Source organism: Helicobacter pylori, from assembly GCA_008032955.1.
Lineage (GTDB): Bacteria > Campylobacterota > Campylobacteria > Campylobacterales > Helicobacteraceae > Helicobacter > Helicobacter pylori_DC.
Genome location: CP032046.1, coordinates 555,659 through 581,209, shown reverse-complemented (window position 1 = coordinate 581,209; position 25,551 = coordinate 555,659). Strand labels below are relative to the sequence as shown.

Sequence of the window (25,551 nt, the reverse complement as noted above, 5' to 3'; positions counted from 1 at the left end):
ACCACTATCATACTAACTTAAATCTTATTATACGAAAAAAAGACAAAAATAAGGCTTTTATTTAAAAAAATATTATTTTTATCAATTTCTTTCTCACCCTAAAACACCCACCCGTAATTGAAAAACACCTTAAAATGGCTAGCCCCTTCATTAAAAACAAAAGAGTTCGTGTAATCGCTACCACTAGAAACGACGCTAGCTTTTCTTTGGACTAAAGGGATGCTAATCCCTACAGAATATTTAGAATGCTTATAGCGGTAATTCAACCCAGTAGCCACATCTAAATTGCCGCTCCCTTTGACTTTGTTCAACACATAATAGCTGTTATACAAGCCCCTTAACCCCCCAAAGATACCAAAAGATGAAGAAAAGTTTCTTTGAACGCCTATAGGGCTATTTTTATTGGAGTAAGTGGTGATGAAATCCAACAACAAATCTATCCCCCCACCATAGCTCAATTGCTGGACTTTTTGATTAAGGGCTTTAGAATAGTTGTATTTGATGATGCCATAATAAGCCAACCCTATGAAATCATTAAAGTAGTTTTGATAGCCTATCTTAGCGTTAACCCCTAAAATAGGGCTTCTAAAACTCTGTGAAGCACTTGAAAAATAGTGGTTGGTAACGCTAGAAGTGACAAAGGTTTTTTGAATGGTGCTGAGCATGGAATTGGCTAAATCTTGCGTGTTCAAACTAGCGTTTAGATTGTAGTTTGTTTGACTCCCTAAGTTAGCGTAGTTGATCGGTAAAGCGTTTTGATTGATGAGTTGCTGCCAAACCGCTGCCGTTACCCCTAGAAACCCAGCTGGGACATCCGCGCAATTGTGATAGATGGAATTAGGGTAGTTGCTAGGGAAAGCGCTCTGACCTTGACCCCCATAAAGCGAACACACATTATAAGGGAGGCCATCAGAATCTTTTGGTTTGCCATTTTCACTTTGACCGGTTGGCACCCTTTGGTAAGTCATGTTCCCGTTATGAGTATAACCCTTAGTGTGGCTGAATTCATGCAAAATGGTCCTTAAATCCTCTAAATTGATAGTCTTAAGGTCATTACCAAAGAGTTTTTTAGGATCTAAAGCAGAAGCCACTACTCCTAATGTGCCATATTCACCATCATTACCATATCCATTGGCTAACCCTACAACCCCTGAATCTTTTAAAACAACCGCATCAATTTCTATTTTTTTTCTAAAATTATTAATAATACCTTGTTTGTTGAGTATATATTGTTGATCGACTTTAGTATCAACACGCCCATTTACTCCGGGATTTACGCATTTTGAAGGATTATTATCGCAATCTGTTGAGCTGTTAGTGAATTCAAAAGGAGCGTTTAAAATCGCATCGCCCCAAGATTGGGAGTCTAAGACAGCGATCATGTTCAACATTAAATTGGTGAATTCTTCTGCGGTTTGTGGGGTGAAATTTTGCCAACAATCATTTTTGGTATTACCATTATTATTGTAAGGACAAGTGTTGAAATTGCTTGGATTTTTATTACTATATTTCATTATCAGATTTGTTTTAATCTTATTGAGCGTTTCAAACACTCTTTGCGTGTTAGCGTCAGAAACAGAAGTGCTAGTGGCTTCAAATTTTGGAAGAAAGAAAGTATAGGGGCCAATTTTATCAAACGCCTCTTTTAGGCTATCAAATGCCTCTCCAGGCAAAACCATCTTAGAGTGTTTGGGGATAGTCTCTATCACCCCTAGATCAATCGTGTTGCCTTGAGCGTCTGTAAAACTCAGTTTAACATTGCTTAAATTATAAGGTAAGAAATTTTCTATAGTTAATTTACCACCAATATACAATACTTTAATAGGGGATAAGGATGAAAATGTTAATTGTGATATGGATTTAGCGTCTGTGAACAAATTAGCCGCTCTTTTTAAAACGCTATCTGTGGGTAAATAGTTATAAGTTGCGTAAGTGTTTTTTGTGGTGGTGTGTCTTTTTTCTTGCGTTTGCGTGCCTTCTAATAGCCCAGTTTCAAACCCGGCTTCTATGAAAAAGCCATTTTTCTCGTTCGCTTCTAAAGCGCTGAATAATAAAAGTGGGATGAATAGTTTTCTCATGGTTATCTCTTTTTAGTTTATAGCGCCTTTATTATACAATTTAAGGGGATGGTTTATTTATTTTTCACAATTTAAAGTTTTTACAAGGGATTAGTGTTTCATATTGAAACAAAATTTTCAAAACAAGCGTTCGTTTTAGGGCTAATTTAGCGTTAATTAGGCTGTGTTAATCAAAGTTTGATAGTTAAAAATCTCTAACTCCCCTTAATTTTCTAAAAAGCGCTTTACTTAGTGCACTTCTTTATATCAATATTCCAGTCAGCTCCAGATTTAATTTGATATTTTTGCGCGAAATTATCCCTATTCAGCGCCACGGAAACGTTCAACAAGCTGTTTAAATAGACCAACGGCTGGCCTTCTAAAACATCGCCAAAACTTGCGACATACGGCATTTTCCCTTCGTATTGTTTCTTAGAATCTTTAAAAATAGTTACACACACTGTATCGTTGCGTTTGATCCCTGCTTGATTGAGCAGTTTATCGCTGATATTGCTCCAAACATTGCCATATTGAATATCCAAAATCGGGATATTGCCTTTCACTTCCCCTTTTGTGGCTTTCGCTTTTTGGTAAGGAATTTCAACGACTTTTGGGGGAAGCTCAGGCCCGACCTGCTCGAATGTGATCGCCCCAGAAGCCAAACGCGCCCCAGTGTAAGCATACACATCACGGCCATGGAAAGTATAGGATTTTTCAGAACCTTTCAAGCGGTTAGTTTTTTCGTCAATTTCACGCACGCTATCAATCCCCAAAGTTTGCGCCACCAAAGTCAGCGTGCCGTTATCCGGCGAGACGAAATACTGGCCGTTTTTAGTTTTCAATACCACCGATTTACGCTTAGTGCCTACGCCAGGATCCACTACGCTCACAAATACCGAGCCTTTTGGCCAATAACTAGCGGTCTGATACAAGCGGTAAGCGCCTTCCCAAATGTTATACGGGGGGATTTCGTGCGTTAAATCAAAGATTTTGAGATGGGAATCAACGCTGAAAGCGACTCCTTTCATCGCCGAGACGGCCCCGTCTTTTAGGCTAAAATCTGTTTGTAAAATCAAAGCGTTATCTGCATGAACAGACGATAACCCTATACATGCTGATAAAAACAACGCTGAAATCGTTTTTTTCATCTATATTTCCTTATCTGATGTTAGTGTTGTGTTATATACTGAATAACAAAAGCGAAGTGAATATTTTTTATGGTTGCTCCTTGATTAACTTTTATAGGCTTTTGGAATTTCTATTATACTATTTAAGAGGGGTTTTTCCTAAAAATCAAGGGTTTAAAGGGGTCTTTACATCTAAATTGAAACAAATTTTTAAAAACAAGCGTTTGTTTTAGGGCTAATTTAGCGTTAATTAGGCCATTTTTAATAAAAACTTGGCACTCAAAACCTTTAACCCCCCCCTTAATTTTTCTAAAAAAAGGGGTTTTAGTTGCTTTGTTTGATAGTAAAATCATGGCATAGGGGGATATTTTGCACTTAATGCCCCCTAAGAGCGCTTTATAAGAGACCTTGCTTGACGCAAGTTTTTTTATATTTAGTTTATATTTAGTTTATATTTAGTTTATATTTAGTTTATATTTAGTTTAAAAAATGTTTTCTGGCATTTTTTTTATTAAAACGCAATATCGCCAATATTTTCACTATTTTCTATATAGTATTTAAAACGCTCTTTTTCTAATTCGTTTTTTAGGATTTGTTGTTCTTCTAAAAGCAGGCGTTTTTGATCTTCTAGGGTGTTGATTTTACGGCTAATATAATAAATATTATTGCTTAAATAGATTTTAGGCGCTAACAGAGCTAAAAACGTGCCCCCAAAAACCAATACCCCTATTAAAGCCATTAAAGAAAGGCCGTGCGAATTTTCATTTGCAGTTCCAGCAAACAATTCTTTCTTTTCGTCCTCTTCTATGCGCATAAAGCGTTCTTCTTCATTTGAAGAATGGTTTTTTATACTCATGGCTTACTCATTGACTTGTTCATGGTTTGAATTTAAAAACTCTCATTTTAGCACTTCGTGAACGCCTGTTGTTTTTAATTTCTTCTGGGCTTGGAGTGATGGGTTTTTTGGTTAAAATTGCACCTAAGGCGTGATTGTTAGAGCAAGCGCATTTGAAACTTGAAGGATCGCAAATGCAATTTTTGGCGTAATCTTTGAAAGCGTTTTTCACTAAAGCGTCTTCTAAAGAATGAAAAGAAATCACGCATAAAATCGCCCCCTTAAGGTTTCTAGCGCATTGTAAAAACTCTTTTAATTCTTCTAATTCGCTATTGACTTCTATGCGAACAGCTTGAAACACTAATGTTGCTGGGTGGATTTTTTTATTTTTAGAAAAAGAGCTTAAAAACTCGCTCAAATCCTTAGCGTCTTTGAAGGGTTTTTTAGCGCGCCTTTCTGCAATTTTATGGGCGATTTTTTTGTATTCTTTGATTTCGCCATAGTCTCTAAAGATTTTTTCTAACGCCACTACAGGATAAGAGTTGATGACTTTTTGAGCGTTCAATTCGCTTTCCAAATCCATGCGCATATCCAAAGCATGCGAGCGGAAATTAAACCCTCTGTTATCATCATCAAGCTGTAAGGAGCTCACCCCTAAATCCACTAAAACCCCCTTGATTCGCTCGCCATGAATTTCTAGGGCTTCTTTAAAGCGTTTGGCAAAACCCCCGCTTAAGAGGTTGTAACGCCCTTCAAATTCTTTCAATCGTTCTTTAGCGATTTCTTGAGCGAACTTATCTTTATCAATGCCAATGAGTTTCAGGTGCGGTTTTTGGGATAAAAGGGCTTTAGAATGCCCCCCTAACCCTAAAGTGCAATCTATCAAAACCCCTTTTTCTAAAGGTGCGAACGCTTGCAAGACTTCTTGCAACAAAACGCTTTGGTGCAGATTTTCTATTTCTTGCAAACAATCCCCTTAAAACCCTTAGATGAATTTTCCAAATGCCTACTCAATGGTATTGGTTTTGTTGGTTACGCTCAAAAGTTTTTTTAATTGATCTTAGCTTTTTAAGGTGTGAAAACTCAAACTAAAACCCTTTTCATGAAGACTAAAAAGGGCTTAAAGATACCCTTTTAAAGGTTTAAAAAGTGTAGTTATACCCTAAATAAAGCGAATAATCCCGTTTCAAATGGTAATAAAGGTTAGTAGCGTTAGGACCCGCGCTCAAAAATTTATTGATGAGTAGTGGCACTCTCACGCCAAATTCCACGCCATTATGCTTGTAGATATTGGCTCTCACCCCAAAATTCAACCACACTTGAAAAGCGACGGTTGAAGTGTTGGTGCTATAAGGGGCGTTAGGGTTACAATAAGTAGGGGTACAAACATCAGGACCTTTGGCTTCAATGATTTGCTCTTTCCAATAGTTTGCTGCGGAGCTTTTCCAAGTGTTACCGCCGATAGCGACCCCACCAAAAATACCAAAAGAAGCGTTGTCTTTATCAATAATATCAGCTAACAAATCGCTCCCCACACCCCAAGAGACCATATCCAACTGGATTTTATTAGGTGCATAAACTTGTTTACCTAAATCGGCATGCCCGTAATCAAAAAGCCCATACACTCTAAAACCAAACCACTTGCTTGTCATATCTAACGACTTGAATTGGAAAAATTTCTTATAACCCACATTCAACCCAAAACCATTCAAAGCCCCATTAGCGTATTTAGCATGCCAATTGATATTGGTATGTCCTGGATTATACTTATTAGCGGTAAGACCTGGGGGGCAACCTACAACACTCCCTGTGCAATCCCCTGTATTATAAATATTGCTATTCAAACGGGCTTGTCCAAGCTGATAATTAGTCCCTATATAAACACCATCACCTTCGGCTAACAACGAAGAGCTTAAAACTGCGGATAGAAGCCCTAAAGCTACAAACTTTTTCATAAATTCCATTCCTTTACATTCCTATCTTTAAAATTGTCTCATAAAATAATAGCATGTTTATCCTTAATCAAGCAAATATTTTTAACTCTTATGAATAAGAAATGATAATAAAACCATTCTTTTTTGAAGTATAATAGCTCCTTTTAATCCACTTTCTTATTTTAAGGAAACTCTTGCAACATAAAACCATTATGGATAAGATCATTATTCAAGGGGCTAGGGAAAACAATCTCAAAAATATTTTTTTAGAAATCCCTAAAAACCAGTTTGTTGTTTTTACCGGATTGAGCGGTTCGGGTAAATCCACTCTGGCGTTTGACACTTTATACGCTGAAGGCCAAAGGCGCTATTTAGAGAGTTTGTCTAGCTATGCGAGGCAATTTTTAGACAAAGTGGGTAAGCCTAATGTGGATAAGATTGAAGGGCTAACCCCAGCGATCGCTATTGATCAAAAGACCACTTCTAAAAACCCTAGATCCACTGTGGGGACGATCACTGAGATTTATGATTATTTAAGGTTGTTGTTTGCAAGGATTGGGGAGCAATTTTGCCCCACATGTTTAGAGTCTATTAGTTCTATGAGCGCGAGCGATATTATTTCTCAAATCTGTCATTTAGAAGAAAATTCTAAAATCATTATTCTAGCCCCCATTATTAAAGATAAAAAAGGTTCGTTTAACGATAAATTAGAGAGCTTGCGTTTGAAGGGGTATGTGAGGGCTTTTGTTGATGGGGTGATGGTGCGTTTAGATGAAGAAATCTATTTGCACAAAACCAAAAAACACACCATTGAAGCGGTGGTGGATAGGGTGGTAGTTAATAATGAAAACGCTTCACGGATCGCTAGCGCGGTAGAAAAAGCCCTTAAAGAAAGCTATGGGGAATTAGAAGTGGAAATTTTGCAAGAGAATGCGCCAAGTATCAGAAAGCATTACAGCGAGCATAAGGCATGTTTTAAGTGTAAGATGAGTTTTGAAGAATTAGAGCCTTTGAGTTTTTCATTCAATTCGCCTAAAGGGGCGTGCGAGAGCTGTTTGGGTTTGGGGACAAAATTTAGCTTAGATATTAGTAAGATTTTAGATCCTAACACGCCTTTAAATCAAGGAGCGATTAAAGTGATTTTTGGGTATAACCGCAGTTATTACGCTCAAATGTTTGAAGGCTTTTGCACTTATAATGGCATTGACACTGCACTTTGTTTTAATGAATTGGATAAAGAACAACAAGACGCTCTTTTGTATGGGAATGGCACTGAAATCAGCTTTCATTTTAAAAACAGCTCCTTGAAACGCCCTTGGAAAGGCATTATCCAAATCGCTTATGACATGTTTAAAGAGCAAAAGGATTTGAGCGATTACATGAGCGAAAAAACCTGTTCTTCATGCAAGGGGCATCGTTTGAAAGCTTCCAGTTTGAGCGTCCAAGTCGCCGGCTTGAAAATGGCGGATTTTTTAACTAAGCCCATTGAAGAGGTTTATCATTTTTTTAATGATCCCACGCATTTTAGCTATCTTAACGAGCAAGAAAAAAAGATCGCTGAACCCATTTTAAAAGAGATTTTAGAAAGGGTGTTTTTTTTATACGATGTGGGGCTAGGGTATTTGACTTTAGGGAGGGATGCACGAACGATTAGCGGAGGGGAGAGTCAAAGGATACGAATCGCCAGTCAAATTGGGAGTGGCTTGACAGGGGTTTTGTATGTTTTAGATGAGCCTAGCATTGGCTTGCATGAAAAAGACACGCTCAAACTCATCAACACCCTTAGGAATTTACAAAAAAAAGGGAACACGCTCATTGTCGTAGAGCATGATAAAGAGACGATTAAGCATGCGGATTTTGTTGTGGATATTGGGCCAAAGGCTGGAAGGCATGGGGGTGAAGTGGTTTTTAGCGGGAGCGTGAAAGAGTTATTGCAAAATAACCATTCTACCGCCTTGTATCTCAACGGCACTAAAAAGATTGAGCGCCCTAAATTTGAACTCCCTAAAGAAAAGCATTTTTTAGAAATTAAAAATGTCAATATCAATAACATTAAGAATTTGAGCGTTCAAATCCCTTTAAAACAATTGGTGTGCATTACTGGGGTGAGCGGGAGCGGTAAAAGCTCGCTGATCTTACAAACCCTTTTACCCACCGCTCAAACCCTTTTAAACCATGCTAAAAAAGCTCAAAGCTTGAATGGGGTGGAGATTGTAGGGTTGGAATATTTGGATAAAGTGATTTATTTAGATCAAGCCCCCATAGGCAAAACCCCACGGAGCAACCCTGCCACTTATACGGGGGTGATGGATGAAATCAGGATTTTATTTGCCGAGCAAAAAGAAGCTAAAATTTTAGGCTATAGCGCGAGCCGTTTTAGCTTTAATGTTAAAGGGGGGCGGTGCGAGAAATGCCAAGGCGATGGGGATATTAAAATAGAAATGCACTTTTTGCCTGATGTGTTAGTCCAATGCGATAGCTGTAAGGGCGCTAAATACAACCCCCAAACTTTAGAAATCAAGGTTAAGGGTAAATCCATTGCCGATGTGTTAAACATGAGCGTAGAAGAAGCTTATGAATTTTTTGCTAAATTCCCTAAAATCGCCGTGAAGTTAAAAACGCTTATAGATGTGGGCTTGGGCTATATCACTTTAGGGCAAAACGCTACCACTTTAAGCGGGGGGAGGCTCAAAGGATCAAATTGGCTAAAGAATTGAGTAAAAAAGATACAGGCAAAACCCTTTATATTTTAGATGAACCCACTACCGGTTTGCACTTTGAAGACGTGAATCACCTTTTACAAGTTTTGCATTCTTTGGTGGTGTTAGGCAATTCCATGCTAGTGATTGAGCATAATTTAGACATTATCAAAAACGCTGACTACATTATAGACATGGGGCCTGATGGGGGGGATAAAGGTGGGAAAGTCATTGCGAGCGGCACGCCTTTAGAGGTGGCACAAAATTGCGAAAAAACCCAAAGCTATACGGGAAAATTTTTAGCTTTGGAATTGAAATAGCTTGCATGGGGTTTGTTTGTTAAAGTAGGGCTGAATAAAATAACAGACAGCCAAATATTGGAGAGCAGAAAAATTACAAGGCTAGAGGCAATAATAGTCACTTGATCATGCAAGAGTTAGCAAGGAAGCCATGCTTTTGAAATCCATCGCATGAGAGTTTGAGAAAATATTAAGGAAAATAGAGACCAAGCCGACACTCTCTAACCATTACAGAAACGGCAATAGCGTCTCAAACCTTAATGGGAATAATCCTACCACAAACGAGTTTAAAACACAAGAGCCACAACGAATGAAGCAAGAAAAATGCGCCATAGTTAAATCCATGCTAAAGATTATAAAAAGCTTGAAATAAGCAGGTTATCAACCATTAAAAATCGTGAGAGTGGACGCTATTATTTTCGTCATGTAACCCAAATTACAAGGGGTAGGGTTAAAAACCCCCTAAACTCACTATTTTTAGTCCCACACAAAAACTACTAATAAGGCTTTATTATCATTAAGTGTTAATCATAAATTATAAAAAATGCTAAAAAACATTTTTTATAGTCAATAGTAAAGAGCTTGATTTTAATTGCACGATAATTTTTGTAGCACAGTCTTAGGGGTTAAAAAATGACTTTTAATTTAAAAAACTAATTAAGACCCAACAAGATTTTATTTATTATTGTTTTCCGTCCGCATTATAATCGCTTAATGGGATCTTTGCCAAGGAGGTTGCCAAACAAAGGCCCCCTCAACAACTCGTAAAACACCTTGCTTGTTATTTTAACGGCTGTTCTCTTTGAGTCTTTAAGGTATTTAGGGAATTGCCTTTTAACTTCTCTATCAATCATAGACCCCCACTTTTTATAGCGGAATTTGATCGCAAATTCCGTTCCTTGTATCCGCTCTACCTTACAACTCCTAAACCCAACCCCCAAATACTTTCTCACCAACCACTCAATGTTGTAAGGCCCTTTGTCCAAAAAACGCCTGATATTTGCAGAATTAGCTTCATAATATATTGTAGGTTCGCCATTCTCAAGCAAATCAGCAAGAGTGGTGTTGTCATTATCAATCACAGGTGGTGCATAAAACCCTAAACACTCATTTCAACCCCTAATTCCTTAACGATAAGCAATCTGCAATTGATAAAATCACCATCCTTATCATTAAGAACATCAATGATTTTATAAGATCTACCATACCCATAATAGAACGAGTTAGGTTTTTGTGGTTCCTTATTAGCCTTTAATCCATTAAATTCATCAAAAATACCCGCCATGAAATCATCATCATTTGCTAAAGCGGTCTTGCTACTCAATCTAGCCATCGTTCCCTTATTCAATTGAACAACAACTCCGTTAGTCTCTTTATCCGCTCCAACACCAATCGCTCTATAACCAAATCTATCCACTCTTTTACTCAATTTGTTACACAACAAACCATGTAATTCCTTGTTTTTTGATTTCTTAACCATAAAATCATTCGCCAACATAAAAACTCCCCATTAATTGAACCCCAATCTTTAAATCCCTTTAAGCAAAAATCCCAAATTAAGCGTTTCTAATAAATGCTTTTTCTTAATAACTCCATGAAATTATAGCGTGATCACTCAAACTTATTAAACTTATCTGGTTGCAGATGATTTATAAAGAAGCCTTACAAACTACCTTTCCAAAAACAAATCTTTCTCTTGGATTTCTGCTCCTTCGCTTAAAATCGCCGCTCTTTCCACGACGCCTAAAAGCTCTCGCACATTCCCATGCCAAGAATATTCTAAAAGGCGTTTTGCGGCGTTTTTTGAAAAAGATTTTGGTCCCAAATGATACGCCTCGCACACTTCTTTAAGCTTGATTTCAGCAATGGGCAAAATCTCTTCTACCCTCTCTCTTAAAGGCGCGATAGTTATAGGCACGATTTGCAAGCGGAAAAACAAATCTTCTCTAAATTCTTTTGAAGCGATTTTTTCTTTCATGTTAGCGTTGGTAGCGGAAATGAAACGAACATCAATTTTAACGCTCTTATTATCCCCAAGGCGCGTGATTTCTTTTTCTTGAACCACTCTTAAAAGTTTGCTTTGCAATTGAAGGGGCATTTCAGCGATTTCATCTAAAAAGATCGTGCCTTTATTAGCGCTCTCAAAAAGCCCCATTTTAGGCACTGTGGCGTCCGTGAACGCCCCTTTTTGATACCCAAAAAGCTCGCTTTCTAATAGATGCTCTGGGATTGCGGACATGTTGATTGCGATAAAAGGGTGTTTGGATCGATGAGAATGCTGGTGGATGAAATGAGCAAAAACTTCCTTGCCCACCCCGCTTTCGCCTAATAGCATGACATTAGCGTCCGTGCTTGCGACTTTTAAGGCCTGTCGTTTGGTTTCTTCTAAAGCTTTTGAAGTGGCTAAAAAGCTGTGTTTGGGGGCTTTTTTTAAAGGTTTTTCTAGAGGGTGTTTTTTTTGAAATTCTAAAACTTTTTTAGTGCGATAGATGGACTCTAAAAGCAATTCTGGTTTAAAAGGTTTTTGGAAAAAGTCTTTCACGCCCAAACGAATGGAATCAATGGCTTTATTCAAGGTCGCATTACCGGTAATCACAATGGATTCATATTTGCCCTCTAAAAGGCGTAAAAATTCCAAGCCGTCCATATGGGGCATGTTAATATCCGTGATGACTAAATCAAAGCTTTCATCTAACTTGGCTAAAGCGTCTTTAGGGTTTTTAAAACTCACAATCTCTAAATCGTCTTGAAGCTCAAAAAAAAGCTCCAGGCTTTTACGCATGTTAATATCATCTTCTACAATGGCGATTTTCATTCTTCTTCCTTTCTAAAAATATCTAAAAACAACGCATCTCCCACTAAACTCGCTCTAACGCTTAAGGCTTTGAGGTCAAGAATGCTTGTGGTAGTGGTGCCGTTTTTATAGCTGTGATCATAATGCGTGATAGCGACTTGACTTTTTAAAATGCAGTCTATGACTCGCTCTTTTTCTTTTTTTAACGCTATTTCTAAAAGGAAGCGTTCTAGTTTGGTTTGGAGCAAGGGGTTTTTCAAATCGGGTAAGTTGCTAGTAATAATAGAGCAATGATAGTCTAAGACATAGGGGGCTGTTTTAATGCGGCTAACGATAGGCTTAGAGACAGAATACTCTTCGCCCATCACTCTAGAATCAACGATTTTCAAGCGGTACGAAATTAAAAATTCTTGATCTTCTAGGGGGCTAAGGGCATGCAAAGAAACCCCTAAAAAATACAATAAAAAATAAAAGAATGAAAAGAAACGCATCACTCAAATAATTGTGTAGGAGGGTTTTCTAAATTTTCTGGCTCTTCTTCTTTGGGGCAAGAATTGACATACATGACTTTATCGGCGGTGTTTATGAGCTTTACCCCACTAGCGTTTCTTCCGGTTTCTCTAATATCTTTAATAGAAACTCTGATCATTTTCGCGCTTGCAGTAAGGATCATCAAATCCAAGTTTTCATCATCCACGCTGATAACGCTCACTAGATTGCCGGTTTTTTGAGTGAGCCTCATGCCAATGACCCCCTTACCTCCACGAGATTGCTCTCTATACGCTTCGGCTAAAGTTTGCTTGCCAAGCCCGTTCTCGCTCACGCTCAAAAGCTTGTTGCCATCATCGCTAATAACGACCGCACCGACAACAAAATCGTTTTCAGCCAATCTAATACCCTTAACCCCACGAGTAGTTCTTCCGATCTCGCGCACATCTTCTAAAGGGAATTTAATGAAAATGCCCAAATGCGATGCGATGAGCAAATGCTTAGCGTTTTTATCCACAACTTTTGCGCTCACTAATTCATCGCCTTCATCTAAAACAATCGCTCTGATACCGCTATAACTCCTATTGCTCCCAAATTCGCTCAAATTGGTGCGCTTCACCACCCCATTTTTTGTGAAGAAAGCTAAAGAGTGCTCATCGCTAAAGTCTTTAGTGCTTAGGGTTGCCATGATCTTTTCATCCGGAGCGAGCGAGATTAAATTCACAACGGCTTTACCCATAGCGATCCGGCTCGCTTCTGGGATTTTATAGACTTTCAAATGATACAATTGCCCCTTATTGGTGATAAAGAGCAAAATATCATGCGTGTTAGCCACAAAAAAGTTTTCAATGAAATCGTCTTCATAAGTGCTGCCTGAAAGCTTGCCCTTACCGCCACGATTTTGCTTTTCATAAACTTTTAAATCCACTCTTTTCACATAGCCTTTATAGCTCATGCTCACCACCATAGGCTCATTAGCGATCAAATCTTCTATGTCAATATTTTCATAAGATTCTTGAATTTCAGTGCGCCTTGGAGAAGAAAATTGCTCTTTGACTTCTAAAAGCTCTGTTTTGACGACCTCATTCAAGCGTTCTTCGCTCTTTAAAATGCCATTGAGATCATCAATAAGTTCTAGCAAGTTTTGGTATTCTTCTTTGATCTTATCCCTTTCAAGGCCTGTTAAGCGTTGCAAACGCATTTCTAAAATGGCTTTGCTTTGGATTTCGCTCAAAGTGAAACGCTCCATTAAGGCGTTTTTAGCCGCTTCTGGGCTTGGGCTTGTTTTAATGAGTCGCACGATTTCATCAATATTGTCCAAGGCGATCAAATAGCCCTCTAAAATATGCACTCTGGCCTTAGCCTTTTCCAATTCAAAAATCGTGCGTCTTATAATAATGGTCTTTCTGTGGTTTAAGAAAAGGTGCAACAACTCTAAAAGCGTGAAAATCTTAGGCTCTTTATTGTAAATGGCGAGTAAAATGATGCTAAAAGTGGTCTCCATGGTGGTGAGTTTGTAAAGGTGGTTTAAGACAATTTCACTCATTGCGTCTCTTTTTAATTCAATCACCACTCTAATGCCCTCTCTATCGCTCTCATCGCGCACTTCGCTAATGCCTTCAATTTGTTTTTCTCGCGCTAAATCGCTGATTTGTTCCACTAATTTGGCTTTATTGGTTTGGAAAGGCATTTCATCTAAAACGATGATTTCTTTATTTTTTGTCTTTTCCACATGCACTTTGGCCCGCACTTTCACGCGCCCTCGCCCCGTTTTATAGGCTTCAACAATGCCCGCCTTGCCATAGATGATCCCACCGGTGGGAAAGTCAGGCCCTTTGACAAATTCCAAAATTTCATCTAATTCAGCGTTAGGGTTTTCTAAGACATGCGCTAAAGCGTCTATGGTTTCATCAATCCTGTGGGGGGGGATAGAAGTCGCCATCCCTACAGCGATCCCATTAGCCCCATTGACTAAAAGGTTAGGCAGACGGCTTGGTAAAATATCTGGCTCTTTTAAGGTGTCATCATAATTAGGCACAAAATCAATGGTGTCTTTATCAATATCCCTTAAAATTTCTTCACTCGCCTTGGTCATTCTGGCTTCAGTGTAACGCATCGCTGCAGCGTTATCGCCATCAATGGAGCCAAAGTTGCCCTGCCCATCCACTAATTCCAAACGCATAGAAAAATCTTGCGCCATTCTCACTAGCGCATCATAAACCGCGTTATCGCCATGGGGGTGGTATTTACCAATCACATCACCCACGATTCTAGCGCTTTTTTTGTAAGCGACTTTGGAAGTAAGGCCTAATTCATGCATCGCATACAAAATACGCCTATGCACAGGCTTTAAGCCGTCTCTAGCGTCCGGTAAAGCGCGCCCTATGATCACGCTCATGGAATAAGCTAAATAGCTCTCTTCAATAGAAGAATCAATCCCCACTTCTACAATATTTTTTGTTTCATTGACTGAATTATCTTGGACTGAATTATCTTGCATGTGTCTCCCTAAAATTTAATTAAAATAAAGCGTTAAAAGATAACGCCCCCAAATCAAAGCCCAAAAAATAAGCCCTATCAGTTGGGCTGCACTGGCCATGTCTTTAGCTTTTTTGGCTAAGGGGTGGAACTCTGTGCTGGTAAAATCCACAGCCTTTTCAATAGAGCTATTGATGAGTTCAATCACCACCGATAAAAAACAAGGTGCAATCAATAGCCCCCATTCTAAAAAATCTTTGGCTAAATAGCTCGCTAGAGTGATGCAAAAAAGAGCCAAGATAACAATTTGCCTGAACGCGCTTTCTTCAGCCCATGCGCATTTAAGCCCGTCTTTAGAATAAAAAAGGGCTTTAAAAAGGCGTTTAAACCCTTTAGCTTTGGGGGGGACTTTGAAATCACTCATGGCTTATTTTGTAAGATTGAAAGAAATTCACGCTAAGGCTATCTAACAAGGCATTAAAAGTAAGCTTGGTGTTGTCTTTAGCTTGGGCGTTAAGAGCGATTTGGGATCGTTTGTCTTTAGCCATAGAAACAAAGGCTTGCAACAACCCTTTAAAATTCTGTTGGAGCGCGGTATCGTCTTTAAAATGGGATTGGAATAAGGCCATAAAATAGTTTTCTAAAGAAGCCAATGCGCTTTCATAAGAGACGCTAGGGGTTTGAGATCGCAAACTAAAATAAGGAGAAAAAAAGCCCAAACTCTCTTTATTTTGGTGGTAAAAGGACTCTAAAACATTTTTAAGATGGCGTGCTTGGATAGAAACGCCCAACTTTGGCGCTGAAAAACGCAGTTTGTCTTGCAACTCTTCTATGGCTTTAGCGTCTTTAGAACTCAAGGTTTTAAAAATATTTTTAAGGGAGAGATTTTCTTGCGCCTCCATTAAACCCTCTTGAAAAAAAGTGTAAGCAAGGATATTTTCCGCATTAGTCAAATCGCATTTTAAATTGTCGTTTAAAGTTTTTTCATCTAAAGCGTTGAATGTTAAAGAGCAATTCAAGCGCGTGGGTTTCATTTTTTCTAATAAGATATTCAAATCTTTTAGGGGGATTTGGCTGATTTTTTGCTGAATATCTTGTTCTAAAATAGGGGATTTGATTTGAGAGCTGATAGAAAGGACAAGAGAGCTTTTATCTAAAGAATGGAGCTTGATATTTAAATTTTTAAAATCCACAATAGGGGAGTTTTGAGAGTCTAAAAAACTGAGCTCTTTAGAAACGCATGCAATTTTAAAAAACCCTTCGCATTCAAAGGGAGCGCCTGCAATCCCCATGCCTTTAATATGGGGGCGTTGATCCAAATAAGCGTTAAGATAAGCGCTTAAAGATTTTTTAACCGACATGCTAGTAAAGAAGATAAACACCCCTAAAAGCACGCAAATTAAAGCCCCAATAACCACCATCCAAGACATGAATTTTTTAGTCAAAAAAACCCTTTATTTTATTGAAAGTATAGTGATAGAACCCATAAAATGCGTTTTCTTATTTTTAGAGATATTGACAATATCTTGCAGTAATTTTCCACAATTTTCTTCTTCCCGAGTGTGGTTTCGCTGGTGTATAAAGATAGAAAATATCGTGTTTGTTAGGGCAAAAAAGTCGTTAATGGTGCCTTGTGTTACTTTCATAGCTTTTCCTTTTAGGTGGATTAAGATTATACCGAGTATTAAATCAAAAAAAAAGAAAAAAGCTTAAATTTTTTAATTTGTAGCTAAATTTGTTAGGATTGAAGAAAATTTGCTTGAGTTGAATTAACCCAAGCTTTTAGCACCAAGAGGCATAAAGCCTCTTCATAAAAAGGATTGAGCGATTTTAGCGTCTTTCTGGGGGCTGTATGCCTAGCCAATCTTTATAAAACACCTCTATATCAGGCTCAAAATCATGGATCACAGGATACCAAGGAGTTGGGGCTTCAACATCTAAAAGGATGCCGCAATCCGGGCAAATATACTCCCGATACACTTGCCAATGAGTATCACTGGCTAAGAGTTTAGGATACACCTCTTCCATTTTTTCTGCTGTATCACGCACATAGATGTTTGCATGCAATTTCCAGTTTTCTTCCGGAGCGCAGAATGCATGACCGCATGAACACTTAATGACCCATTTCTTTTGAGGATCTTGCACCACAAACAAATGCGGCCCCAAGGGTAAGACGATTTTGTCATCAAAATCCACCTTATCTTGCAATACCTTCAAATACATTTGAAACCTCTCATGATCTTTAGGCATGCTCAGCATTTTTAAGACAGTGTTCCAATCCAAGTTCCCCTCTACCAAATTTTTAATTTGTTCTTGTGTGTATTTTGACATGACCATTCTCCTTTCTTTATTTCTCATCAACCAACAGAACTGTGCGCACATCAGGCAATTTGCTCAAATCCATCCTATATTTAGATCCATAGGTGAATACGCCAAGCTCATCTTCTTTCACGCTCCAGCTCTTTGGCAAGTTCCAGAATGTTTTAAAATCGTTTAAAAACTTGGGCGAGAGATCAAAGCTAGTCGCATACATGTGCTTAACCTGTTTGGAAGCTTCTTTTTCAAGGATAGCGTTTCTTTCTTGCTCCATCCATTGTTTTACCGGTATGGATCTAGCCTTTCTGTTTTCAAGAATTTCTTTTCTTCTAGCCTTCGTTTTGGCTTCATCGCCGACCCACACGCCGTCTTTATTCTGGCTCACAATCGCACCATAAACCTTGTAAGCGTATTCTGGCAATAGCTGTTTGCTGTTGAGATCTTCTAAAATCGCATTCAAATCCCTTTCAATCGGATCGCCAAATCCAGGACCGCCTTTGATGTAGTTCAAATACAAGTCGTAATTGTCAAAGCAATTTTCTGTGGTGATGCATTGCTTATCCCTTTTGACTTGAGACGCATGAGAAATGTGCTTTTCATAATCTCTATCCGTTGGGTTAAAATCGCCCCCCAAAGGCAAGCTGGCGTTATTTTTAATCCTGTTTTTTAAATCGGTGTTGTGCGCTTCAAACCTATAACCACTGGCCGCTGGATAGCCCCCCATCATACCCCAATCGCTATTCATATAGCCATTACCCATAAAGAACATGGTCCAATCATGTGCTCCCCACACCATTCTTAAGGTTTCAAACCCGTTACCGCCTCGATATTTCCCATACCCACCGGTATTGGCTTTGACATTCCTGCCTAGATAAAGAAGAGGCTCTGCCATTTCCCAAATTTCAACATCGCCCATATCGCCCTCTGGATTCCAAATAGCTGCTGCGTGATTCAAGCCGTCTTTTATCGCGCAAGCTCCAGTCCCACAAGAACTCGTCTCAAAGCTATTCACCGCATGGATTTCTCCATCTTGGTTGATACCACCGCCTTGCAACCAATTGGAAGTGTTAGCGTTCCCAGAATTGACCTCTTCTAAATACCCTCGGCTGTAATACGCTTGAGACAAACCTCTCCACAAAGCGCTCCAGCCTGATACCAAGAAATGCCATGCATAAGCATGCCCGGTGCGCCTGTCATCTGGATTCATCCAAGTCCCTTTTTTGAGTCTGAATTGAGTCGCAAAATAAGCGCCATCGTTGATGCGAGAAGTGGGTATCAATGTTTGAGTCATCATCACCCAAATACCGCTAGTAAAGGACACTTGGTTGCAATTGAAAGAGTGCCATCCCCACCTGGACGCGCCATCAAAATCCAATTTCCATGTAGCGTCTTTATTGATTGTGATTTCCACTGGAGAGTGCATGATCGTATCTAGCTTAGCAAATTCAGAGCACACGCCAATATCCTTATGCGCATAAGGCACATCCACAAAAGCGACCTTTCTATACTTGCCGGGTATGGTCATGGATTTGATCCTAGAGATAAGGCCTCTCCTCCCCTCTTCAATCACCTCATCAATAAATCGCATGTAAGAATCAATGCCATCTTCTTTAATGACTTCCATCACTAAATCCCTAATCATATGGCATCCTGCAATCCTAGTCCTTTCATCCAAAATCCAATATTTAGGCGTGCGAACTGATCTTTGAGATTCATGCAACCAATCCTTAAAGCTTTCATCATTCGCCCCTGTCTTACGGCAAGTGATCATGTATCCATCCCCAAATCTTTGAACCTGCCCGGTGCTCATCGATCCTGGAGTAACTGATCCCGTATCAATCACATGCGTAACACCGCCTACCCAACCAATCAATTTTTCATCGTGAAAAATAGGCACAAGAGTCATAATATCGCATGGGTGCACATTCCCAATCGCGCAGTCGTTATTGGTGAAAATATCCTTGTCATTGATGCCTGGGTTATCTTCCCAATTATTCTCTACCATGTATTTGATAGCTGATCCCATAGTCCCTACATGGATAATGATACCCGTAGAAGTCAGCACGCTATCGCCCACAGCGTTATAAAGCGTGAAGCACAATTCCCCCTCTTGCTCAACAATAGGGCTTGCAGCAATCCTTTTAGCTGTTTCTCTGGCATGCACGATACCGCCTCTTAATTTAGAGAACATCTTCTCATAGCCGATCGGATCTCTTTCTTTAAACTCTAGTTTTTTAAGGCCATTATAGTGACCTGTCTTTTCTGTCCTAGCTAGGATTTCATCTCTAGCTTGTTTTAAAGTTTTGCCGTTTTTCAATAAATTTGCCATTTTGAACTCCTTTATTTAATTTCTTTTAAGTGGAACAATCGGTGTTTGTCTAGTCTTGTCGCAAAGCCTTTGGGTATCACAAAGGTGGTTGAATCCGCTTCCACGATCGCAGGCCCTATGACTTCATTTCCAGGCAGTAACTTTTCCATGTGCCACACATCTGCATCCACCCATTGCTTATGACGATAGAATTTTCTAACGCCTACTTTGGCCTCTTTTGGGGGCGTAGCACCATGTTCTTTTTCAACCGGAATCACAGGTTTTTGCGTAGCCACAACACCACGCATGATCACGCCAGTCACGCTAAAGCCAAGCTCTGGCGAACACGCTGATTCAGAATAAACACGAGCGTAGGTTTTTTCATATTCTTTGACAATCTCTTCCCAATCGGCTACGCTTTTGGCTTTTGATATAGGAGAAGTGATCTCTAAGTCATTCAATTGCCCCATATACTGCATCCTGTATCCAGGTCTTAAGATCACATCTTTTTCAGAGAATCCATTAATCTTAAACTCTTCAATCACTTTGAGAGTCAATTCATCCCATGCGTCTTGAATGATCTTGCATGCCTCTATTTTGGACTCGTCTGAAGAATACTGCGGAATAGCTATATCAACGCTCTTGTCGTATCTGTATTCAAAATCAGCGCAAGCGCAACCAAAAGCGCTAAACCCAGCCGCCCATGCAGGCACTACCACATCCTTAAACCCTAAGCCTTCTGTATAGCCATAAGTGTGCACAGGTCCCGCGCCACCATACGAAAAGCACGCAAAGTCAGATGGGCTATACCCTTTAGCGCTAATATTGGATCGCAAGTATTCTTTAAGCTCCAAATCAAGCAATTCAATCACACCCGCAGCCGCATCTTCCACGCTAATGCCTAGCGGATCAGCGATTTGCTCTTTAATGTGTTTTTTAGCCCTGTTGGCATCTAATTTGATCAAACCGCCCAAGAAATTATCCGGATTCAAATAGCCCAAAACAATGTGGCAATCGGTTACTGAAACCGTGTCTAAACCGCTGTCTTTCCAACAAGTGCCAACTCTATACCCCGCGCTGTCAGGCCCTAGTTTGACCGATCGGCTGTGCGGATCAATGCGTACAAAACTCCCAGCGCCCGCGCCAACAGAATCCATAGCCACAAGCGGTAGAGATAAAACAAGACGCGCCATATCAGGGTCAGAAGCGATATTGAAATTGCTCTTAACGATAAGCGCCATATCAAAGCTCGTGCCGCCAATATCGCTGCATGCAATATTGTCATAACCCAGCGTTTCGCCTAGCAATTTAGATCCAATCACGCCCCCAATAGGACCGCTCACAATAGTCCTGGCGAGCTCTTTAGCTTTCCAGCTAATGGTGCCTCCATGCGTTGCCATCACACGAAGATCAAATTTAGCGCCATGCTCTTTGAAGCGGTTACTGACTTTAGAGAGCGTTTGCCTGCTTGGCTCAGCCGCATAAGCTTCTAAAATAGTGGTGTTCATTCTGTGGCTTTCTTTTCTTTGAGGGTAGTAATCCACAGAAGCGAATACGGGAATGCTTTTACCCAATTTTTCCAGTTCTTTTAACGCTATATCTCTAACGATCCGCTCGCTTTCAGCGTTTTTATGAGATTGCAACAAACAAATCACAATGGCCTTTGCACCCGCTTCTAAAAGCTCCTTAACAGCGATTTTAACCTCTTCTTGGCGAACTGGGATAACCACTTGCCCCTTGACATCGGTTCTTTCTGTAATGCCTCTAATCCTTTTTAAAGGAATCAGTGGATCGTCATATTTATGCGTGTTGATATGCAATCTTTTTCTAGCGCATACCCCAAGTAGGATTGTAACGCCCTACCCATAGAATGCATTTGCTCAAAACCCTTATTGCAAATCAGGCCCACTTCCATCCCGCGCCTTTGGACGACCCGATTGAGCATCGCCGTGCCTGAATACACGCAAGTGATCAACTCTGGATAAACCTTATTCACATCCGATTGCCAGTGCGATAAAGCGTCTTGTGAGCTATTGTAAATAGCTAGGCTCTCATCTTCTGGGTTGCTTTGGGCTTTACCAACTACGAAACTGCCATTTTCTTTCACAAAAAATGTGTCCGTCATGGTGCCACCGGCATCAATACCCATCACCTGAACTTTTGCGTCTTTCATTTTTTAGACTCCTTAGTATTAAAGTGTTGCTCGAGGTAACCTATCAAGGTAACCTGTTTGAATTATAGGACAAATTTTAAAACGGAAATCATTTTTTTTAAAGCCAATCAATAACAATGTGAAAATTTGGTGTATAAAGCGAAGAATAATAATAAGTTCATTCAAAAAATACCATATAAGAAGAAAAATATTAAACCTAATATTAAATCAAAAAGCAAAATTCAATTCTAAAGTGCCGATTTGATGGTGTTTAGGCTGGGATTGAAAGGTTTTACTAATATCGGTGATCGTAAAAGCCACCCTAAAGCTGCGCCACATCATCGCCGCTCCTATTTCACTGGCATAAACAAAGTATTCCAAATTAGCAATGCCCCTAGTTTCAGGGCTATTGCCTTGAATGAAGATGTTAAGGGGTTGGAAGCGCCCAAAAGCCCCTACAAAAAAATAGATGGAAAATTTATCGCTATAAGGCATGCCTCCATCAAAAGCGGTATTGACCTTATTGACCCCATAATCAGCGTCCAGGTTATACCCAGCCCTAAAGAGCGAGCCGAGTTGGAAATAATCCCTCGCATTACCCAATTCCACATTAAACCCAGGCATTAATTCCATAGAAAAAAAACGAGTCTTTAAAAGGGGGACTTTTTTAAGCAATTGGTAGTGCAATTCAAAGATAAATTCGTTTTTGAGCTGCGTGTTCCAGCCATAAAATTGGGGATCATGACCCCATTTATGAATGAGACGCTGTGTTTGAGCGGCCAAAGAATCTTGCCCTGTCGTGCCTAAAGAAAGCGTGAATAGCTCCATAAAAGTTTGATGGCGGTTATACACATTCAAATTCACCCGTAAATACCCCCCATAAGGGTGGTTGTCATGCAAATGCACCAGTTTTCTGTTTTCAAGTGAAGGGGTATACATGTCTTGGGCGAGAGAAATGCCAAAACGAGTAACCCTAGGGCTTTTATTGAAAAACCCTAAATACGAAGTCCATTTCATCGCTTTATTTTTAGAAAAATCAAACTCTTTAGTAGAAAAGCCTATTTGATTGCCTGCCGTGTAATACTCATCAATGTAAGGGTTGATATAGCCATCGTTTTCAGTCATCAAATTGATAGAATAGCGTTTAGAGGGCGTTAATGGGGTAGGAATAATCTCTTTTGCCCATGCAAACATTCCTAATAATAAACATAAAATAAATTTGAAAAACAAAACACTTCCTTAGGTTATTATGGGGGTTATTGTAACGAAATAAGGCTTAATTGCAAGAGCGTTTAAGGGGTAAAAAGAGAAAACTTTACCCCATTGAAAAGAGCGTGGTTTTAGGCATAAAAAACTCACACTAAAAAATAAAACACCCCACACACGACTAAGCCTACAAAAATTAAAGTCAAAACGCAATAGCCCATAATATCTTTAGCGCCCAAACCCGCAATGGCTAAAGCAGGCAAAGCCCAAAAAGGCTGTATCATATTCGTCCAAGCGTCTCCCCAAGCGATAGCCATAGAAACCACTCCTGGATCCACGCCTAAGCTTTGCCCAGCTGGGAGCATGATAGGAGCTTGAATCGCCCATTGCCCCCCACCAGACGGGATGAAAATATTGACAATCCCAGCGCTCAAAAAAGTCATGAGCGCGAAAGTTTTTTCATTAGCGATGTGCGTGAAAGCTAAAGAGAGCATTTGCGCTAAAGAATGCCCCCCCACGCTATGGCTTGCCATCATCCCCATAATCCCAGCGTAAAAAGGGAATTGGAGTAAAATCCCAGCCACGCTCCTAGCGGAATGATTGATCGCTTTCACATAAGCTAAAGGGGTTTTATGGAGCAAAATCCCTAAAAAAAGGAAAATCGTATTGACAATGTTTAAACTAATCCCTCCCCCTTTAAAAAAATAAATACCAAGATACCCAAAACCCAAAAAAACCAAAAGATAAGAAAGCAAAGCGCTGTTTTCCAAAAAATGCGCGATCGTTTTATCTTGTTGGTGGCTAATGAGTTCTGTTTCTTTGTATTCGTCTTTTAGAAGCTTTGAATCAATCTCAACGATTTCTTCTTTTTTAGGGTGGATCATTGCCATTAAAAAGGGTAACCCTACAAGAATGATTCCTATAATGATTAAATTATAAGAAGAAAAAATCGTCTGACTGATAGGAATAGCTTTTTCAATCACCCCGGTGCTTATTTTGGACAGATTTTCATTTTGGGTGGCAACGCTTAAAGGGATAGAGCCTGATAAACCCCCATGCCAGATGACAAAACCCGAATAAGCGCTAGCAATGAGCAACCTGTAATCCACCCCTTTAACATTTTTGGCGATCTCTTTTGCAAAAATCGCGCTGATCACCAAGCCAAAACCCCAGTTGATCCAATTAGCGATTAACGATAAAAAAGTAACCAACCATAAAGCCGTATAATACCCTTTAGGCAAAGACGCTAAGTATTTTAAAAGTTTTTGGACTAATTTAGCGCTAGCTAGAGCCTGACCTAGCACCAAAATAAGGGCCATTTGCATAGAAAAACCTAAAAGCGTCCAAGCACCATTCCCCCAACTAGAAATGACAGACGAAGCGTCTTGCCCTGTTAAGCAATAAACAAGAACAAACACGACAAACGATAAAAGAGCGACCAAGACAAAGGAGTCCGGCAAACATTTAGACGCTAAAAACACGCACGCTGAAGTCAAATGCCTTAATAAAAACATAAACACCCCCTTTATAAGCTATAGATGCACTTCAAATTCAGCTTCTGTTTTTTCTTTCACTTGATCAAGGCTGACCCCCTCTTGCAATTCCACTAATCTCATGGCGTTATTGGAAAATTCAAACACCGCTAAGTCCGTTATCAATTGATGCACCACGCCTTTTCCTGTTAAGGGTAAGGAGCATTCTTTTTTCACTTTAGACTCCCCGTATTTGTTGCAATGTTCCATGATGACAATCACTTTTTTAGCGCCATGCACCAGATCCATAGCCCCTCCCATGCCTTTTATGAGCTTTTTAGGGATCATCCAATTAGCCAAATCCCCATTTTGTGAGACTTCCATCCCCCCTAAAATCGCTAAATCAATATGCCCCCCACGAATCATCGCAAACGAATCCGCGCTATTGAAAAACGAAGCGCCCGGCACCACGGTTATGGTTTCCTTTCCTGCGTTGATAAGATCCGCATCAACGCCCCCTTCTAAAGGGTAAGCGCCAATCCCTAATAGCCCGTTCTCGCTTTGGAAAACGATATTCATCCCGCTCACTTCATTAGCCACCAGCGTGGGCAAGCCTATCCCTAAATTCACATACATGCCCTCTTTTAATTCCTTTGCCGCTCTTTTAATGATAGCCTCTCTCATTTCGCACTCCTTGTGGTGGTTTTTTCTATCCGTTTTTCAAATTTCTCGCCCTTATAGATGTGCTGCACATAGATTCCTGGCAAGTGTATTTCATCTGGGTCTAATTCCCCGGCCGGGACAATTTCTTCCACTTCAGCGACGCATATTTTTGCCGCCATCGCGCACAAGGGATTGAAATTTCGGGCCGTTTTTCTAAACACCAAATTCCCTAAAGTATCGCTTTTGTAGGCTTTAATAAGCCCATAATCGCCCGTTATCGCTCTTTCTAAAATATACTCCTTGCCGTTAAACTCCCTTGATTCCTTGCCTTGAGCGATCAAAGTCCCAACTCCTGTTGGGGTGTAATAAGCGGGTATCCCAGCCCCTCCAGCGCGCAAGTTTTCAGCCAGCGTGCCTTGCGGTGTCAAAACGACTTCAATTTCTCCATTCAGCATTTGCGATTCAAAAATCTTATTTTCCCCCACATACGAAGCGATAATCTTTTTAATCTGCTTTTTTTCTAAAAGAATACCAAGCCCAAAGTCATCAACGCCGCAATTATTGCTCACGACAATCAAATCCTTAATGCCTTTCTTATAAATATAATCAATGGCGTATTCGGGTATCCCGCACAGTCCAAAACCGCCCACTAAAATAGTGTCCCCATTTTTTAATCCGCTCAACGCTTTGTCTAAATCGGTTATAACCTTATTCATCTCATT

At 39.8% G+C, this 25,551-nt stretch carries 20 protein-coding genes and 3 pseudogenes; 3 read left to right on the top strand and 20 right to left on the bottom strand.

The features are described 5' to 3' along the window. Positions 1-98 precede the first annotated feature (98 nt). Positions 99-2,078, bottom strand: coding sequence for a hypothetical protein (locus D2C72_02765; GenBank protein ID QEF43329.1), 1,980 nt, complete (start codon positions 2,076-2,078; stop codon positions 99-101). 224 nt (positions 2,079-2,302) lie between these two features. Next, complete coding sequence (locus D2C72_02760; protein ID QEF43328.1) at positions 2,303-3,205, bottom strand: acetolactate synthase; 903 nt, start codon at positions 3,203-3,205, stop codon at positions 2,303-2,305. Between the two features lie 17 nt (positions 3,206-3,222). On the opposite strand from D2C72_02760, the gene D2C72_02755 reads away from it, so the two are divergent. Next, entirely contained in the window at positions 3,223-3,417 is a 195-nt protein-coding gene (locus D2C72_02755) for a hypothetical protein (protein ID QEF43327.1), read from the top strand. Here D2C72_02755 and D2C72_02750 read toward each other — a convergent pair. The 4 genes from D2C72_02750 to D2C72_02735 form a co-directional block, all read right to left on the bottom strand. Beyond that, positions 3,328-3,537: a hypothetical protein gene (locus D2C72_02750; GenBank protein QEF44172.1), complete on the bottom strand. Its 210-nt coding sequence runs from the start codon at positions 3,535-3,537 to the stop codon at positions 3,328-3,330. The genes D2C72_02755 and D2C72_02750 overlap by 90 nt on opposite strands. A 158-nt stretch (positions 3,538-3,695) precedes the next feature. Further along, positions 3,696-4,040 (bottom strand): hypothetical protein, encoded by a 345-nt coding sequence (locus D2C72_02745; protein QEF43326.1) that lies wholly within the window; start codon positions 4,038-4,040, stop codon positions 3,696-3,698. Between the two features lie 19 nt (positions 4,041-4,059). After that, entirely contained in the window at positions 4,060-4,986 is a 927-nt protein-coding gene (rsmH, locus tag D2C72_02740; GenBank protein ID QEF43325.1) for a 16S rRNA (cytosine(1402)-N(4))-methyltransferase, read from the bottom strand. Positions 4,987-5,161: 175 nt separating this feature from the next. Next, positions 5,162-5,974 carry an outer membrane beta-barrel protein gene (locus D2C72_02735; GenBank protein ID QEF43324.1) on the bottom strand — a complete coding sequence of 271 codons (813 nt, stop codon included), beginning with the start codon at positions 5,972-5,974 and terminating at the stop codon, positions 5,162-5,164. 191 nt (positions 5,975-6,165) lie between these two features. Between D2C72_02735 and uvrA the strand changes: the two are divergent. Then, positions 6,166-8,972: pseudogene (uvrA, locus tag D2C72_02730) on the top strand (excinuclease ABC subunit A). A gap of 166 nt (positions 8,973-9,138) precedes the next feature. Beyond that, on the top strand, positions 9,139-9,324 hold the full coding sequence (locus D2C72_02725; GenBank protein QEF44171.1) for a hypothetical protein: 186 nt from the start codon (positions 9,139-9,141) through the stop codon (positions 9,322-9,324). A gap of 328 nt (positions 9,325-9,652) precedes the next feature. On the opposite strand, the pseudogene D2C72_02720 reads toward D2C72_02725, so the two are convergent. From D2C72_02720 to D2C72_02655, 14 genes and pseudogenes are all read right to left on the bottom strand, one after another. Next, a pseudogene (locus D2C72_02720) lies at positions 9,653-10,449 on the bottom strand (hypothetical protein). Positions 10,450-10,620: 171 nt separating this feature from the next. Next, positions 10,621-11,766 (bottom strand): sigma-54-dependent Fis family transcriptional regulator, encoded by a 1,146-nt coding sequence (locus D2C72_02715; protein ID QEF43323.1) that lies wholly within the window; start codon positions 11,764-11,766, stop codon positions 10,621-10,623. Beyond that, on the bottom strand, positions 11,763-12,239 hold the full coding sequence (locus D2C72_02710; protein QEF43322.1) for a hypothetical protein: 477 nt from the start codon (positions 12,237-12,239) through the stop codon (positions 11,763-11,765). Before D2C72_02710 ends, D2C72_02715 begins: the two co-directional genes overlap by 4 nt. Beyond that, complete coding sequence (gene gyrA / locus D2C72_02705) at positions 12,236-14,734, bottom strand: DNA topoisomerase (ATP-hydrolyzing) subunit A (protein QEF43321.1); 2,499 nt, start codon at positions 14,732-14,734, stop codon at positions 12,236-12,238. The genes D2C72_02710 and gyrA overlap by 4 nt, the downstream gene beginning before the upstream one ends. Positions 14,735-14,749: 15 nt before the next feature. Further along, positions 14,750-15,136, bottom strand: coding sequence for a diacylglycerol kinase (locus tag D2C72_02700; protein ID QEF43320.1), 387 nt, complete (start codon positions 15,134-15,136; stop codon positions 14,750-14,752). Continuing rightward, complete coding sequence (locus D2C72_02695) at positions 15,129-16,157, bottom strand: hypothetical protein (protein ID QEF43319.1); 1,029 nt, start codon at positions 16,155-16,157, stop codon at positions 15,129-15,131. Before D2C72_02695 ends, D2C72_02700 begins: the two co-directional genes overlap by 8 nt. Positions 16,158-16,166: 9 nt before the next feature. Beyond that, positions 16,167-16,358 carry a DUF262 domain-containing protein gene (locus D2C72_02690; protein QEF43318.1) on the bottom strand — a complete coding sequence of 64 codons (192 nt, stop codon included), beginning with the start codon at positions 16,356-16,358 and terminating at the stop codon, positions 16,167-16,169. Positions 16,359-16,542: 184 nt separating this feature from the next. Then, positions 16,543-17,049, bottom strand: coding sequence for an acetone carboxylase subunit gamma (locus D2C72_02685; GenBank protein ID QEF43317.1), 507 nt, complete (start codon positions 17,047-17,049; stop codon positions 16,543-16,545). Positions 17,050-17,059: 10 nt separating this feature from the next. Then, a complete protein-coding gene (locus D2C72_02680) occupies positions 17,060-19,357 on the bottom strand; it encodes an acetone carboxylase subunit alpha (protein ID QEF43316.1) in 2,298 nt (765 codons plus the stop codon). Positions 19,358-19,368: 11 nt separating this feature from the next. Then, a pseudogene (locus D2C72_02675) lies at positions 19,369-21,509 on the bottom strand (hydantoinase/oxoprolinase family protein). A gap of 207 nt (positions 21,510-21,716) precedes the next feature. Beyond that, positions 21,717-22,718 carry a lipid A deacylase LpxR family protein gene (locus D2C72_02670; GenBank protein QEF43315.1) on the bottom strand — a complete coding sequence of 334 codons (1,002 nt, stop codon included), beginning with the start codon at positions 22,716-22,718 and terminating at the stop codon, positions 21,717-21,719. A gap of 125 nt (positions 22,719-22,843) precedes the next feature. Continuing rightward, on the bottom strand, positions 22,844-24,208 hold the full coding sequence (locus D2C72_02665; protein ID QEF43314.1) for a TIGR00366 family protein: 1,365 nt from the start codon (positions 24,206-24,208) through the stop codon (positions 22,844-22,846). A gap of 18 nt (positions 24,209-24,226) precedes the next feature. Then, positions 24,227-24,850, bottom strand: coding sequence for a CoA transferase subunit B (locus D2C72_02660; protein QEF43313.1), 624 nt, complete (start codon positions 24,848-24,850; stop codon positions 24,227-24,229). Continuing rightward, positions 24,847-25,545 (bottom strand): succinyl-CoA--3-ketoacid CoA transferase subunit A, encoded by a 699-nt coding sequence (locus D2C72_02655; protein ID QEF43312.1) that lies wholly within the window; start codon positions 25,543-25,545, stop codon positions 24,847-24,849. The genes D2C72_02660 and D2C72_02655 overlap by 4 nt, the downstream gene beginning before the upstream one ends. Between the last annotated feature and the right edge of the window lie 6 nt (positions 25,546-25,551).